Here is a 13944-nt window from a genome sequence, read left to right as displayed (position 1 = left end):
GAGCGTTTCAGACGTGGAGGCTCGGAGCTCAGAGCCGGTTCAGGAAGGCGATCAGATCCTGCTTCTGGGTGGGGCTGAGGGCCTCGGGAGCGCCGCCGGGGAACTCGGGTGGGTTGACGGGCGGCAGGTTCAGGTCCGGGAGGAAGGGCAGGACGAACTGGCTGTAGCTGTTGACGACGTCCTGCAGGGTCGCGTGGCTGTTGTCATGGAAGTACGGGGCCGTCCGAGCGATGCCTCGAAGGGGCGGAACGTCGAAAGCCTCGAAGTCGGCCGGGTCTCCGGTGATGAGGGCGCGTCCGGGATCGGTCGAGAACCACTGAGGGGCCGCGTTGGGCCCGACGATGGGGGCTCCACGCGCGTCCACCGCGGGGGTGAGGTCGAAGGGGTCGCCGCTGGCGGTGACGGGGATGGGGGGCAGCTCGGTGACGGGGTGCTGGCGCGTGCCGTCCGTGTAGAAGCGGAAGCGATAGCGAGGCAGCTCGACGGAGGCATTGAAGGTGGGGAATTGCCCGCGCTGTCCCAGGTAGGAGAGGAACGAGAACCCGATGTTCAGGAACTCGTCGTTCGGACGCGGCACCCGCACGGGGACGGGGGCCGAGCCCGGAGCCACGGTGTATTGGACGTTGCCCTCTGGGGTGAGGGCGAAGAACAGCGCGTCGTGGACGGCGCGATTCGTGATCTGGTTCGTGGTGGGGCCCCCGTGGCAGGCGGCGCAGGCGGCCAGGTAGAGGTCGCGGCCGCGCTGCTCCTGGGCATTGAGCTGCAGGAAGGCCTCGGGATCCGGGATGTTCTCGAGGGGAACGCCGCGCTCGAGCAACTCCGAGACGAACCGCGAGCGAACCGACGAGAACACGCTGCGCTCGAACTCCGCGATCCGCTGGAGCTCCGCGGGCCTGACCGTGCCTCCCTCGCTGTGGCTGCTGATCGCGGCCTGGGCCTGCGCGGGCAGGTTGGCGGCGCGGCCATCGTACTGATAGGGCCCGGTGAAGGCCGTGTCCTCGATGCTCGGCACGCCACGCCAGACGGAGATCTTCCGGTCCGGGGGGGTGATGACGTTGCCCGAGGCGTCGATGACGTCCATGTTGCCGGGAAGCGGCAGGACGACACGGACGAGTCCCTTCTTGAGGTGCTCGTACGTGGGGGTTGGAGCGGCGGGGTTGTCCGCGTCGATGCGGTTGAAGAGCGGATCCCCCGGGTCACGGGCCAGCCGGGCTTCGACGTTCCCAGGCGACAGGATGGTGTGCTCGTCGAGGACGTGGCAGGTGGCGCAGGACCGCCCATTGGTGTTCGGAAAGGCCTGCTGGAAGAGCTTCTTGCCGCCTCGAGCTTCAGGGGCCTCGGACAGGGATGCTTCTACCTCGGTGTCCCTGTTGGAAAATCCCGCGAGCCCACCGAGTGCGATGGCACTGATCAGGCATGCGAGGAATCGATCGCGACGCATACGTCCGCCTCCGGGGTGATTGCTCACCAGGGAACACCGGAGGCGGACGGGAGTGTCACCTCACCTGCCCGAGCCATGTCGCGCGCGGGCAGGAGGCGGACGACTCACAGGCCGTCGGGGTAGCACCACCCGTAGGTGTTGTCGCGACCGCCGTCGGCGAGCGGGTAGGAGACGTAGCCGAGCTCCTCGCCGGCACCGCACTCCGAGCGAGCGCGCGCATAGCGGTAGCAGGTGCCATGGCTCGCGCCGTTCAGGGCGACGCAGACGCCGCGAGCACCTTCGACGCCGCAGAACTCGGCCCAGGTTTCGGTGCAGGGCTCGCCGATGTGCGCGGGGTCGAAGGCGTAGCCGATGGGCTCCATGACGGACTGCTGGATGCACAGACCATAGACGCCGCACACGGTGCCGGTGGGGCAACCCGGGTCAGCGGCCATGAAGTCGCACGTGGCGAGACACTGCCGCTCATCGGTGTAGGCGTTGGTACACGCGTAGCCCTGGGCGCAGTCCGTCGAAGCGAGCTGATCCGCGGACGCCGGAGTCTTCGTGCACGCCTCTCCCTGAGTCTTGGTGCCGAGCGACTTCTCGAGCGTGCCGTCGGTGGCGGCGGCGTCCTCGGCGACGCAGGTGTGGCCGGGCAGGTTCGAGGTCAGCGAGCCTTCGCGGGGATCGCAGCCGCCGGAGCGGATGGTGTCCCACGTGGCGAAGCGGATCCACCGGCACTCACCGCCCGCCACCGGAGCGGTGCCCTTGTACGGGGCGTTGAGGGGCGGAGCGGAGACCGACTCGCGCAGGGTCACGTTGGCGAGCGCACCGGCGGTCTGCTGAGGGGAGAGCTTGAGCGCGAGCAGGAGCGAGCCCGACTCGGCGACGAAGGTCTTCTGCGTCGGGCCCTTGACATCCTGGTAGCCATAGACGCACTGCTCGCAGTTGAACAGGTTGGTGCCGCCGTTGGCCAGGTCGTGGAGCCCCGGGGCGGTGTTCACGTCCAACCGGATGTACGCGGTGTCCACGAACGCGGGGTCACCGAAGCTCGCGAACTCTCCGCGATACAGCGGCTGGGACGAGTACTGAACGGGCGACAGCTCGATGCCATTTTTCAGCTCGCCCAGGGAGATCTCCGTGCACCCGGCGGGCGGTGTCAGCTGCAGGGAGCGCTGCTCGAGGGCGCGAATGGACTCCTGTTCGGGGGCGGGGGCCGGAGCCTCCGGCTCTTGAGCGCACCCCACCATGGCCGTCAGGAGAACCACACCCCACCGCCACCCACGGAAAGAAGAAACATCGACCCGTTGAAATGTCATAGGTGTATTTCCATTCTTCGATAAAACGGTATCTTTCTGCCTACCGTGGAAAAGTAGATCTCACGGAAAGTGTGTGTTGGTCAACACATTTCAGGGGAAGGCGCGGCGGATGCGCTTCAAAGCGCAAATATTTTTTGGAGGTGTGTCTGGAAGTGCTCGCGGGCTAGGGAATGGCGCTGTGTGTGAAAGCCAGGGCGGGCCTGCTGTGTCACGGTTGCAGCGATGCCATTGGAACGATGCACGGTCCTGCTGGTGGTGTGGGTGCTCGCGTCAGGCTGTGCGGCACGTCTCCCTCGCATCCTGTGCACCCGTCAGGGGGGAGATTCCTGGCACGAGTTGAGGAGCGCCCACTTCCGGGTGCGCTCCCATCTCGAATTGGAAGAGTCGAAGCGGCTCGTGAGGGAACTGGAAGCGCAGCGGCGCATCCTGCGGCGCTACTGGAACGACACGGTTGACCCACCCGGCGAGACGGAGGTGCTCCTCGTGAGAGCGAGCTCCACCCTGGACGAGTTCTCCGGAGGAAGGGCGGAGCCGCACTTCACCCAGTTCACCGAGCGCGGTCCGCAGCTCGTGCTGTCAGGCGCATCCGCCGTTCCGTATTTTATGAAAAAGGAAGAGTTTGAGGATCCTCTTCCCATCCTGAGACACGAGCTGGCGCACCTGCTCAGCCACTACATCCTGTTGCGCCAGCCGAGGTGGCTTGCCGAGGGATTGGCTGAGTATCTGGAAATGGCCGACGTGCAGGAGGCGTCCGGTGAGGTCCTCTTCGGAATGGCATACAAGGACACGCTCGTGTACCTGCGCGATGCCGGGGGGCGCGTCCCGGACCTGGAGTCGCTCTGGGCGTGGGACGAGCAGTCACTCCACCGGCGCGAAGCCAGGCTCTACCGGGCGTCCGCCTGGGCGTGGGTGCACTACCTGCTCAACGAGCATCCGGAGCGCTTCGCGGACTTCCAGGCCCGTCTGGCTCGAGCGGAGGATCCCCGTCGGGCGTGGGAGGCTGCCTTCCAGGGAGTGGAAGACCTGCGCAATCCATTTCAGAACTACCTCCGGCGCCCGCAGCTCAGCACCCGGGCCGTTGCGCTACCGCCGTTATCCACGGAGGAGCCCACCGTGCGTGACATGGGTTGTGCTGAGGTCTTCGCCTTGCGAGGACAGCTCCACCTGGAGATTCCGGGCCAGTCTCCGGTGGGGGAGCGGGTCGCCGCCGCCGCGCGTGAGGTGGACCGGGCGCTGCATGAGGACCCGGCGAATGCCGAGGCCCTCGTGCTCAAGGCGCGCCTGGTTCCGGAACCCGCCCAGCGGCTCGACCTGGCGCTCAAGCTGGCGTGGGCACACCCGGAGAGTGGCCAGGCGTGGGCGCTGCTGGGGAGGGCGCTCGCGGAGACGGGAGCGTCCGAGGAGGATCAGCGCCATGCCTTCCAGCGCGCCGAGCAGCTTGCCCCCGACGAGGCGGAGGTGTTGGGCACGCTGGCGCGCTTCTACGCACGGGCGGGTCCCCTGGAGAAGGCGCTCGAGGCGGCACAGCACGCGGTCCGGCTCTCGCCTGGGAATCCGGTGGTGCTCGACACCTGCGCGTCCGTGCTCGACCAGCTCGGCCGCTGTCCGGACAGCGAGGTGATGCAGGCGCGGGCGCTGGACCTGTTGGGGCAGGGAGCGCCCCGGGAGCTGCGTGCGGAGTATGAGCGCCGGCTGACGCTCTACCAGGAGCGGTGCCGGGCGGGGGCGGCACGCGGGGCCGGAGGAGGACGGCTACCCGCGGAACCGTGAGCAATCAATCTCGTACTTGGTGACCTTGTAATTGACGATGCGCTCGGTGGTGAGCAGCAGCCGGGCGGCCTTGGCGCGGTTGCCGCGGGTGGTCTTCAAGGCATCGACAATCATGTCCTTCTCGAACCGCTGGACGGCGTCGACGAGCGAGTGGTTCGTGACGGTCTCCGAGGCCTCGGCGGTCTGGAGCGTGGGCGGCAGGTGATGGCCGTGGATGGCGTTGCCGTCGCAGACGAGCACGGAGCGCTCGATGATGTTCTCCAGCTCGCGGACGTTGCCGGGCCAGTGGTAGCTCACGAGCATGTCGATGGCGGGGGTGGAGATGCGCTTGATGTTCTTGCCGTGCTCGCGCGAGTACTTGGCGACGAAGTGGTCGGCGAGCAGCAACAGGTCGCTCTTGCGCTCGCGCAGGGGCGGGATGAAGAGGGTGAAGACGTTGAGGCGGTAGTAGAGGTCCTCGCGGAAGGCCTTCTCGGAGATGGCGGTCTCGAGGTCCTTGTTGGTGGCGGCGATGAGGCGCACGTTGGCCTTGAGCGTCTCGGTGCCGCCGACGCGCTCGAACTCACGCTCCTGGAGGACGCGCAGGAGCTTCACCTGGGTGGCGGGGTTGATTTCGCCAATCTCATCCAGGAAGAGGGTGCCGCCCTCGGCGAGCTCGAAGCGGCCGCGCTTGCGTGCCTGGGCACCGGTGAAGGCGCCCTTCTCGTAGCCGAAGAGCTCGGACTCGATGAGGGTCTCCGGGAGGGCGGCGCAGTTGACCTTGACGAAGGGCTTCTTGGCGCGGGTGGAGTTGTAGTGGATGGCGTTGGCGATGAGCTCCTTGCCGGTGCCGGACTCGCCGCGGATGAGGACGGTGGTGGAGGTGCGGGCCACCTGGTGGATCTGCTCGTACACCTGCCGCATGGGGCCGGAGGTGCCGATGATGTTGGAGAAGTCGTAGCGCTCGCGCAGCTCCTGGCGCAGGGTGGTGTTCTCCTCGAGGAGCTTCTTGCGCTCGTCCTCCAGGAGCCGGTGGGCGGAGAGCGCCTGGCCAATCATGGAACCGACGACGCCGAAGAGGCGGGACTCCTCCGCGTAGTCGCGGTCCTTGAAGTAGAGCAAGTCCACGCCGAGCGAGCCCACGGGCTTGCGGTGCAGGAGGATGGGGACGCAGATGAAGGAGAGCTCCTGGCTGCCGCTGCGCCGGCCGAGGTAGGCGCGGTGGAGGAAGAGGGGCTCGCGGCTGATCTCCGGGACGACGATGGGCTTGCCGCTCTGGACGACGCGGCCGGTGATGCCCTCGCCAATCTTGTAGCGGGCCTTGCGGCCCTCGGCGTTCAACCCGATGGAGGCCTCGATGTAGAGGTCTCCGGAGTTGGAGTCCAGGAGGGTGACGGCGCCGCGGACGACGCCGTGGTAGCGCTCGAGCCGCTCCAGCACGCGGTGGAGGGCGGCCCTCAAGTCTTGGGCGCCGGCCAGGGCCTGGCTGACCTCGAGGAGGCTGGCCAGGGCCGCGTGCTTGCCCGTTTGTTCGTCCAACCGCTTCGCCATGTGACGGTGCTCCTACGATGCGGGAGCCCCCGAAGGGGCCCCGGGGCGATTCCTACAGTTTTGTCGCTTCCTGGCTGAAGTCCTACGAAATTGTATGAGGGGCTGTCTCGAACTTTGGGAGCAGACGGGCGGAGAAGCGTCCAGGAGCCTGCCCCGGAATCGGGGGGCTCCGTTGGATTCTGGTCATCCAGAGGGCTGGGGGTCGGGCCCCGAGTCCCTGGAATCACGGCCGAGGGCCCCGAGTCCCTGGAGTCACTGTCGCCCGCGCGATTCTGAGAGCGGTTTCATACGATTTTGTAGGAATCTCGGGCCCATCCTACAAAATTGTCGGGCCACCTGAGGCCCCATTCAGGTGGCCCGCGAGGCCCCGTCCCGAGCGATTTCGAGGGTTTCCGTCGCTCCCCCCGCCGTTTGGCCCGTTGGCATTGCATCTGCAGAAGAGTCTAGGGGTCAGGCCCTGACAAGGGCCGCGGCAGAGACCGGCCCGGCGACGGGCTCCTTTGGAGGAAGTGAATGAGCAAGGTGATGGCGGAGTACATCTGGATCGACGGGCAGCGGCCGACCGCGAAGCTGCGCTCGAAGATGAAGGTACTGGATGGGGAAGTCCGGAGCACCTCCGAGCTGCCGGACTGGAGCTTTGACGGCTCGAGCACTTACCAGGCCGAGGGCAAGAAGAGCGATCTGCTGCTCAGGCCGGCGCGTTTCATCGCGAACCCGCTGCGGCCGGGGACGAAGGACATCCTGGTGCTGTGCGAGGTGATGAACCCGGACGGCAGCGCGCACTGGAGCAACACGCGCGCCCCGCTGCGCGCGGTGGCGGAGAAGGTGACCTCGGAAGAGGCGTGGTTCGGCATGGAGCAGGAGTACACGCTCTTCGAGGGGAACCGTCCGCTGGGCTGGCCGGACAAGGGTTTCCCGGCGCCGCAGGGTGGCTACTACTGTGGCGTGGGCAGCGACGAGGTCTTCGGCCGCAAACTGGTGGAGTCGCACGCCGAGGCGTGTCTGCGCGCGGGCATCAAGCTGTGCGGCACGAACGCCGAGGTGATGCCCGCGCAGTGGGAGTTCCAGATTGGTCCCCTCCCGCCGCTGGAGATGGCGGACGAACTGTGGCTGGCGCGCTGGCTGCTGTACCGGATGGGCGAGGAGTACGGCATCAGCGCCACGCTGCACCCCAAGCCGGTGAAGGGTGACTGGAACGGCACGGGCTGCCACACCAACTTCAGCACCAAGGCCATGCGCTCGCCGGGTGGCATCAAGGTCATCGAGGCGGCGTGCGAGAAGCTGCGCGGGCGCCACGATGCACACATCCAGGTGTACGGCGCGCACAACACGGAGCGCCTGACGGGTCTGCACGAGACGGCGCCGATCAACGTATTCCGCTGGGGCATCAGCGATCGCGGCTCGTCCATCCGCATCCCGCTGGGGACGGCGAACGACGGCCACGGCTACTTCGAGGACCGCCGTCCTGCGGCCAACTGCGATCCATACGAGGTGTGCCGCATCATGCTTGAGACGGTCTGCGGCTGAGACCGTCGTAGAGAACTCCTTGGGGTAAGGAGGCGTAGGCCTGGTGGGCGGGAGGTGTCGGGCCTCCCGTCCGCCGGGCCTCGCGTTTTTTTGAGGTAGGAGTGGAGCGGGCTTGGCGGATTCAGGGGGCTGCTCGCGCTGGCCGGAGCGCATGTGTGCGGCGCGTCGAGCCCGTTCCGCTCGCTGGTCCTCCGTTTGCCGGGCACGCGTGCGGACGAGCGTTCGATGGGTGCTTGTGGCTCCCCCCGGTACCTAGCTTCTCCGTGTCGATGAATGGACACCAAGGAGGAGTGCCATGGGTGAGTGGACGGACAAGCTGAAGGGCAAGGTGAAGGAGACGGTGGGCGTGGCCTCGGGTGACCGCGAGCTGGAGGCCGAGGGGAAGAAGGACACCCTCAAGGGCGAGGTGAAGGAGAAGATTGAAGACGTGAAGCGGGTCATCAAGGACGCGGATGAAGAGGTGAAGGAGCGTCGGTAGCCGTTGCAGGAGAAAGTGGACCACGGGCCGCGGGGAGCGAATCCTCGTGGCCCGTCTGTCATTCGAGCGCGCAAGCCACCGGGGAGCGGAGCCGCCTTGGCGCTGCGTGTCCGAGGCATCACCTTCCGGCGGGGAGAGTACGTCCCAGGGAGGTTCGGCATGGATGCCAGGTTGGAGCAGCTCCTCGAGCCCCGGTACGACCGGGTGCGCCGCCACGGACCGGAGAAGGCCAACGAGGAAATCCTGCGGGAGATGCGCGAGCGCATCGCCTACTACGCGAGCCGTCCCCAGGACGAGGTGGAGCGGCGGTTGGAGGACCTGGACCGCGAGTGGGACCTCGAGCGCGCGTTGGAGATGAGCGCGGCGGTGGTGTCACTGGTGGGGCTGGCGCTGGGCGTGCGGGTGAGCCGGAAGTGGCTGGTGTTGCCAGGGGTGGTGGCGGGCTTCCTGCTGCAACACGCGGTATCGGGGTGGTGTTTTCCGGTGGCGGTGTTGCGCCGGATGAAGTGGCGCACGCGCGAGGAGATCGACGCGGAGGAGTTCGCGCTGCGGGTGCAGCGGGGAGACTTCCGGGGCACAGAGGTGGGGCACTCGGCGAGCTCGGAGGGGCCGGGCTGGGGGTGAGGCGAGAGACCCTCGGAGCGTGACTGCTGACGAGTTGTGAACGATGGCTCGCACCAGGAGTGTTGGAGCGGTCGTGCCATGCGGCGCGTCACATCGGGTGGAAGGAAACTCGGACTCGCGATGGGCGGATAATCGAGGTCCCCGACTTCGAATCTGCGCCAGAGGAGACGAGCGTGAGTTCTTCCAGGATCAACCAGCCGCCGAAGGGCGCGGTGCCGGGCCCGAAGAGTGAAGCCGCCGCGAGCAGCCGCGATGTCCGCAAGGAGAGCGCGACCGCTGGAGTGGAGAAGGCGGGGCAGAAGCCGGCGGCGGGGGCGCCCGAGGCACGGGATGCCTTCGAGACGAAGACCCGGGTGGCCTCCGCACGAGGCAAGGACTCGGCCTTCGAGGCAGCGGCGCGCCAGGCCTCCGCACGAGGCCCGGACTCCACGTTCGAGCCAATGGGAGGCGCGGCCGCGCGCAACGTGCTCGGCACGAGTGCGGCGGTAGCGGTGGGTGCGAGCACGCTCACCGCGGACAATCCGGTGAAGCGCTCCATCACGCTGGTCTACGACGCGGGGCCGCACAGCAAGCTCACGAACCTGCAACTGAAGGGAAGCTGGGACGCCACGGGCCGCTACAGCGCGCAGTGGGACGAGCGCACCGTTGCGATGAAGCCCCTGGGGGACGGCAAGTGGGCGGCGACGGTGGACGTGCTGGACGATGGCCAGCCGCACGACTGGGAGTGGGGAGTGCTGGCGGATGGCCCGTCGGGCAAGGGGAAGTGGGCGGTGATGGGGGAGGGCAACCTGAAGCTGGACGTGAAGAAGCCCACGGCGACGTACGCGCCGACGACGTACCACGAGATGGGGGCGAGGAAGTCGGGAGCGGACGCGACGTTCAAGTTCTGGGCGCCGAACGCGAAGAGCGTGCAGGTGAAGGTGACGGACGCGGAGGGGCGGGTGCAGCGCTTCGCGATGGCTCGAGACGACGAGGGCAACTGGTCCGCGAGGGCGAAGGGGGCGTGGAAGGACCTGGTGGGCAAGTCGTACGTCTACGAGGTGGTGGACTCGGCGGGAGCGACGAGTGAGAGGCCGGATCCGTACGCGCGGGTGATGATGGGCGAGCAGCGGGGCCTGTCGCGGATGAACGTGGACGCGAAGACGGGCAAGGAGGTGAACCGGTATGCACCGGACAACCTCGAGCTGATGCGCTTCGACATCGACGACGAAGAGGACGCGCACAGTGCGTACCTGGTGCTGAAGGACGCGAGCGGCCGGCAGTTGAGCAGGGACGAGCTGGTGGCGAGGCTGGGGAGCTTCGACACGACGCTGGTGGACAAGCTGCACGACGGGAAGTTCAACGACTTCTGGTCGAAGAACGTCGAGGCGGACGGTCGCATCCGGATGACGAACGAGGGAGGGGCGTGGACGGCGCTGGTGAACGATCCGAAGAAGCTGGTGGGGCTGCGCTACGAGTTCCAGGTCTACGAGAAGGACGCGAAGGGCAACCTGCGGCTGAGGGATGACGGGAACCGGGATGGGAGGTTGAGCGACGCGGAGCGCCGGAAGTCACCGAACAACGACGCGTGGAGCGACGTCCTTACAGAGGGGAGCGGGGTGACGTTCCGGGGCTCGGTCATCACGGACCCGTCGAGCTACACGTGGAAGAACGACAGCGCGCCGAGGGAGAAGGACCACGGCAAGTGGGTGGTGTACCAGCTGCACGTGGGGAGCTTCCTGGGCGAGTCGAAGAACGCGGACCGGTCGACGTTGGAGGACCTGACGGCGAAGCTGGACTACTTCAAGAAGCTGGGCGTGAACACGCTGGAGCTGTTGCCGGTGAACGAGGTGGAGGGGAACCGGAACTGGGGCTACCTGGGGGTGAACAGCCTGGCGGTGGAGAGTGCGTTCGGCTTCGAGGACGCGAACGGGAAGTGGGTGAGCGGGACGGAGGCGATGAAGCGGTTCATCGACGAGGCGCATGCCCGGGGGCTGAACGTCATTTCTGACGTGGTCTACAACCACGTGTTCGGGGACTACAACGGGCTGTGGAACGTGGGGGGAGCGGAGAACCCGTACTTCAACTGGTCGAAGGAGCCGGGGAAGTTCGAGCAGCGGGACACGCCATGGGGCTCGGTGCCGGCGTATTCGAACCCGAAGGTGAAGCAGCTCTTCGTGGACCACGCGGTGGCGCAGGTGGAGGAACTGCACTTCGACGGGCTGCGCTTCGACTTCACCGAGCCCATCAAGGGAGTGGGAGGAAAGGATGGCTGGGAGATGCTTCGGGAGATCAACCGGCAGGTCCACTTCTACAACCCGGACGTGTGGACGGTGGCGGAGCAGTTTGACTACGACCCGAGCATCTCGAGGCCGGCGCAGAAGGACGGAACGGGGGCGGGGTTCGACGCGCAGTGGTACACGGAGTTCCAGCACCGGCTGGTGAACGACAACAGCAAACCGGGGCTCATCCAGGCGGCGGCGCGCGGGTGGAAGACGGACATGGGGGCATTCGTGTCCATGCTGACGAATCCGCGAGGGTTGGACGGGTGGAAGAACGCGCTGTCGATCATCTCGAACCATGACGAGGTGGGGAACGGGCAGCGGACGATGAACACGGCGGAGGGGGACAGGCCCACGGACTTCCCGGACCAGTGGTCGAGGGGCGCGGCGCGATTTGCGGCGGGAGTGGGGATGGCGGGCCCTGGCATACCGATGTTCTTCCAGGGAGACGAGTTCGGAGCGCAGAACGACTTTCGTTGGGGCAATGCCTCCACGTGGGACAGCGATTGGAGCTGGGAGTCGCTGGGGAAGGATTGGAACTGGGACAAGGTGACGTTCAACGACGCGCGGAAGGCGACGTACGAGCGGCTCTTCACGCAGCAGCCGGAGGCGCGAGCGAAGGACGCGGAGTACCAGGGGCTATCGGCGGAGGACCGGAAGGTCTTCGAGAGCTTGGCGGCGATGCCGGCGGAGCAGAGGACGGAGGCGATGCTGGACATCACACGCCGGCAGAGCTTCCGGTTCTACCAGGACGCGATTGCGCTGCGTCAGTCGAGCCCGGCCTTCCGCGCGGACGCGGAGGTGCGGGGGGTGTACACGCACGATGACGACTCGGTGATGGCCTTCACGCGCAAGTCAGGGGGAGAGGAGTACCTGATGGTGGGGAGCCTGAACCGGAAGAACCTGGAGGGCTACACGCTGCCGTTGCCGCCGGGGAACTGGAAGGAAGTGATGAACAGCGATGCGGCGGCGTACGGGGGGAACAATTTTGGCAATTATGGGGCCACGCTGAGTGGCGGGAATACGAAGGTGAACATCCCGGCGGCGGGCTACGTGGTCTTCAAGAAGGAATAGCGAGCGGGGTCGCTCTTCTGGATTCCAGGGCCTGGAACTGGCGCCGGGCACGGAAGGACGTCCAGGCGAGGACGAGGCGTGTTCTGCACTGGGCGCGAGTGGGAGCGGGTAGTGCATGAGACGGCGACGTGCACCCTTGAGCGCACGTCGAGCTCTTGGCCGAACAGGAGGAGGTGGGTCGCCTGCTGATCGGGCCTCAATGATTCCCCTTCGAGGTGGCGCAGGGGGACAGGGGAGGGCTGAGCTGGCGACAGAGTGTGCGATGGCACGCGAGTGCTGCGGGCATCTGGGGAACGGAGAGGAGCTCCGAGTGGGCCCGGTGGAGACGCAGAAGGATGCACATGCCCGGTGGGAGTGCCTCCAGTCGACGGTAGGGCGGGTGGGCCTGCCCGACTGGGAGCAGGGCTCTCGGAGACCATGTAGGCCAGATGGAGTCTGGCGCCTGGTAATCCTGAGCATTGGAATGGATGCGCCTTCATGGCGAGCACCCGCGTGCGGGTGACGAGGGTGATGGCGGGTCATGAGACGGTACGAGGGTCTCTTGGATTGTGGGGTTCAAGCCTGGACTTCGACCGGGTAGAGGAGGGGCCCTCGCCCCACATGCCGAACGACCGGGCGTGCGTATGTGGAAGGGAGGCCTTCCGTCCCTGGTTCAAGGGCATCCGCATTGCGGATGGGCACTTCGACCAGGTGGTCATCTCCGCGGTGGAGCTCCTGATGAAGGAGGGGTTGGCGGGCCAGCGAACTTCCTGCCGGCGTTGCTAGGGAGCCATGGTGTGGTGCTGAGGTCGGTGCGGGCGGACTCGCGTGGTCCGAGCGCCGCTGTAGGACTGACCCGGAGTGCGCTCCAATTCACCTTGAGGAAGGGCAGCCTGTTCCAAAAGGGCCGGTGAAGAAGAGTCGGGGCGAAATTGGCCCTCGCGGGAAGGGGAGCGTCGTTCTGGAGGGTTATGCCCAATGAAACCCGACGCTGAGTTGTTCCTCGGGCTCACCCATCACGACGGAAGGTTTGACGGAAACGCAACAAAGCGTTAGGTAGTCGGTCCCTTCGCACGACGGGCTGGCGCAACGGCGCTGCACGCCCCCCGAGCGGAAGGGAAGAGTGGCGGGTAGATCCAACGTCGCTCTCGCTCGGAAAGGCGAAGCCGCACTGGCGGTGGGACCACCCGGACGTGCTGAAAGAAGAAATACGGAGTCGGCGGCACGGAGTTGACTCCCAACGCGGCGATGGTAGAAGCCGCGCCCCCTCGACCCGGCGAAGCCGCAACGGCGGCGGAGATCCTGGACGAGAGGAAAGACGGAATACGGAGTCGGCAGGACGGAGTTGACTCTCGATGCGGCGGTGGTAGAAGCCGCGCCCCTCACCGAGGCAGCAGTCGCGAAGGCGACGAAGCCAGGTAGGCGGAAAAGAGAGTCGGCGAAGGCGGTTGACTCCAGGCGCAGCGGTGGTAGAAGCCGCGCCCCTCGGACGGGAAGGCGAAGTCGCAACGGCGACGGAGGCCTCCGGACGAAGCAGGGAAAGACGAAATAGAAAGTCAGCGAGCGAAGTTGACTCCCGACGCGGTGGTGGTAGAAGCCGCAGCCCCTCGAAACGGCGGAAGTCGCCAAGGCGACGAAGTCGAGACGGCGGGAAGAAGAGAGTCGACGAAGCGGGTTGACAGCGGATGCGGAAAAGCAGTAGGTTCCGCGCCCTTCCTGAAAAGGAAAGCAGAGCGCAACGGCGCCGAGCAAACCGAATCGGGACGAAACGGTGAAACGGAGCGGCAACGGTCGCTTGACAGGGAAGCCGGTTCGAAATAAAGAAGGCGGCCCCGAAGTTGAACGGGGTGCAGCCGAGAAGTGAAGAAAACGGTAGCACGAAGTCGCGGCAGCAACAAGCGACTCGGTCTTTGAAAACCAAATAGCAAGCCCAAGAAGAAGACGATTGCGGAAACCGCAGTC

At 66.5% G+C, this 13944-nt stretch carries 9 protein-coding genes; 6 read left to right on the top strand and 3 right to left on the bottom strand.

Annotated features, from left to right (window positions below):
- Positions 1–28: 28 nt before the first annotated feature.
- Positions 29–1441, bottom strand: coding sequence for a cytochrome-c peroxidase (locus tag DAT35_RS32170; RefSeq protein ID WP_108072217.1), 1413 nt, complete (start codon positions 1439–1441; stop codon positions 29–31).
- A gap of 104 nt (positions 1442–1545) precedes the next feature.
- Positions 1546–2688: a hypothetical protein gene (locus DAT35_RS32165; RefSeq protein ID WP_233261855.1), complete on the bottom strand. Its 1143-nt coding sequence runs from the start codon at positions 2686–2688 to the stop codon at positions 1546–1548.
- A 408-nt stretch (positions 2689–3096) separates the two neighbouring features.
- Here DAT35_RS32165 and DAT35_RS32160 point away from each other — a divergent pair, with 408 nt between their 5' ends.
- Positions 3097–4509 (top strand): DUF1570 domain-containing protein, encoded by a 1413-nt coding sequence (locus tag DAT35_RS32160; protein WP_158501981.1) that lies wholly within the window; start codon positions 3097–3099, stop codon positions 4507–4509.
- Here the strand turns inward: DAT35_RS32160 and DAT35_RS32155 are convergent.
- Complete coding sequence (locus DAT35_RS32155) at positions 4492–6039, bottom strand: sigma 54-interacting transcriptional regulator (protein WP_108072211.1); 1548 nt, start codon at positions 6037–6039, stop codon at positions 4492–4494. The two genes, DAT35_RS32160 and DAT35_RS32155, sit on opposite strands and share 18 nt — an antisense overlap.
- A 513-nt stretch (positions 6040–6552) precedes the next feature.
- Between DAT35_RS32155 and glnII the strand changes: the two genes are divergently transcribed.
- The 5 genes from glnII (at position 6553) to DAT35_RS59280 (ending at position 12768) form a co-directional block, all read left to right on the top strand.
- A complete protein-coding gene (glnII, locus tag DAT35_RS32150) occupies positions 6553–7566 on the top strand; it encodes a glutamine synthetase GlnII (protein WP_108072209.1) in 1014 nt (337 codons plus the stop codon).
- A 295-nt stretch (positions 7567–7861) separates the two neighbouring features.
- A complete protein-coding gene (locus DAT35_RS32145; RefSeq protein WP_108072207.1) occupies positions 7862–8044 on the top strand; it encodes a CsbD family protein in 183 nt (60 codons plus the stop codon).
- Positions 8045–8203: 159 nt separating this feature from the next.
- Positions 8204–8668, top strand: a complete 465-nt coding sequence (locus tag DAT35_RS32140; RefSeq protein WP_199243065.1) for a DUF2892 domain-containing protein — start codon at positions 8204–8206, stop codon at positions 8666–8668.
- A 173-nt stretch (positions 8669–8841) separates the two neighbouring features.
- Complete coding sequence (locus tag DAT35_RS32135; protein WP_233261854.1) at positions 8842–12003, top strand: alpha-amylase family glycosyl hydrolase; 3162 nt, start codon at positions 8842–8844, stop codon at positions 12001–12003.
- Between the two features lie 477 nt (positions 12004–12480).
- Positions 12481–12768 (top strand): hypothetical protein, encoded by a 288-nt coding sequence (locus DAT35_RS59280; protein WP_158501980.1) that lies wholly within the window; start codon positions 12481–12483, stop codon positions 12766–12768.
- Positions 12769–13944: the final 1176 nt, after the last annotated feature.

This window comes from Vitiosangium sp. GDMCC 1.1324 (assembly GCF_003044305.1).
Lineage (GTDB): Bacteria > Myxococcota > Myxococcia > Myxococcales > Myxococcaceae > Archangium.
The sequence above is the reverse complement of the archived record's forward strand: the minus strand, read 5'-3'. Positions and strand labels throughout refer to the sequence as shown.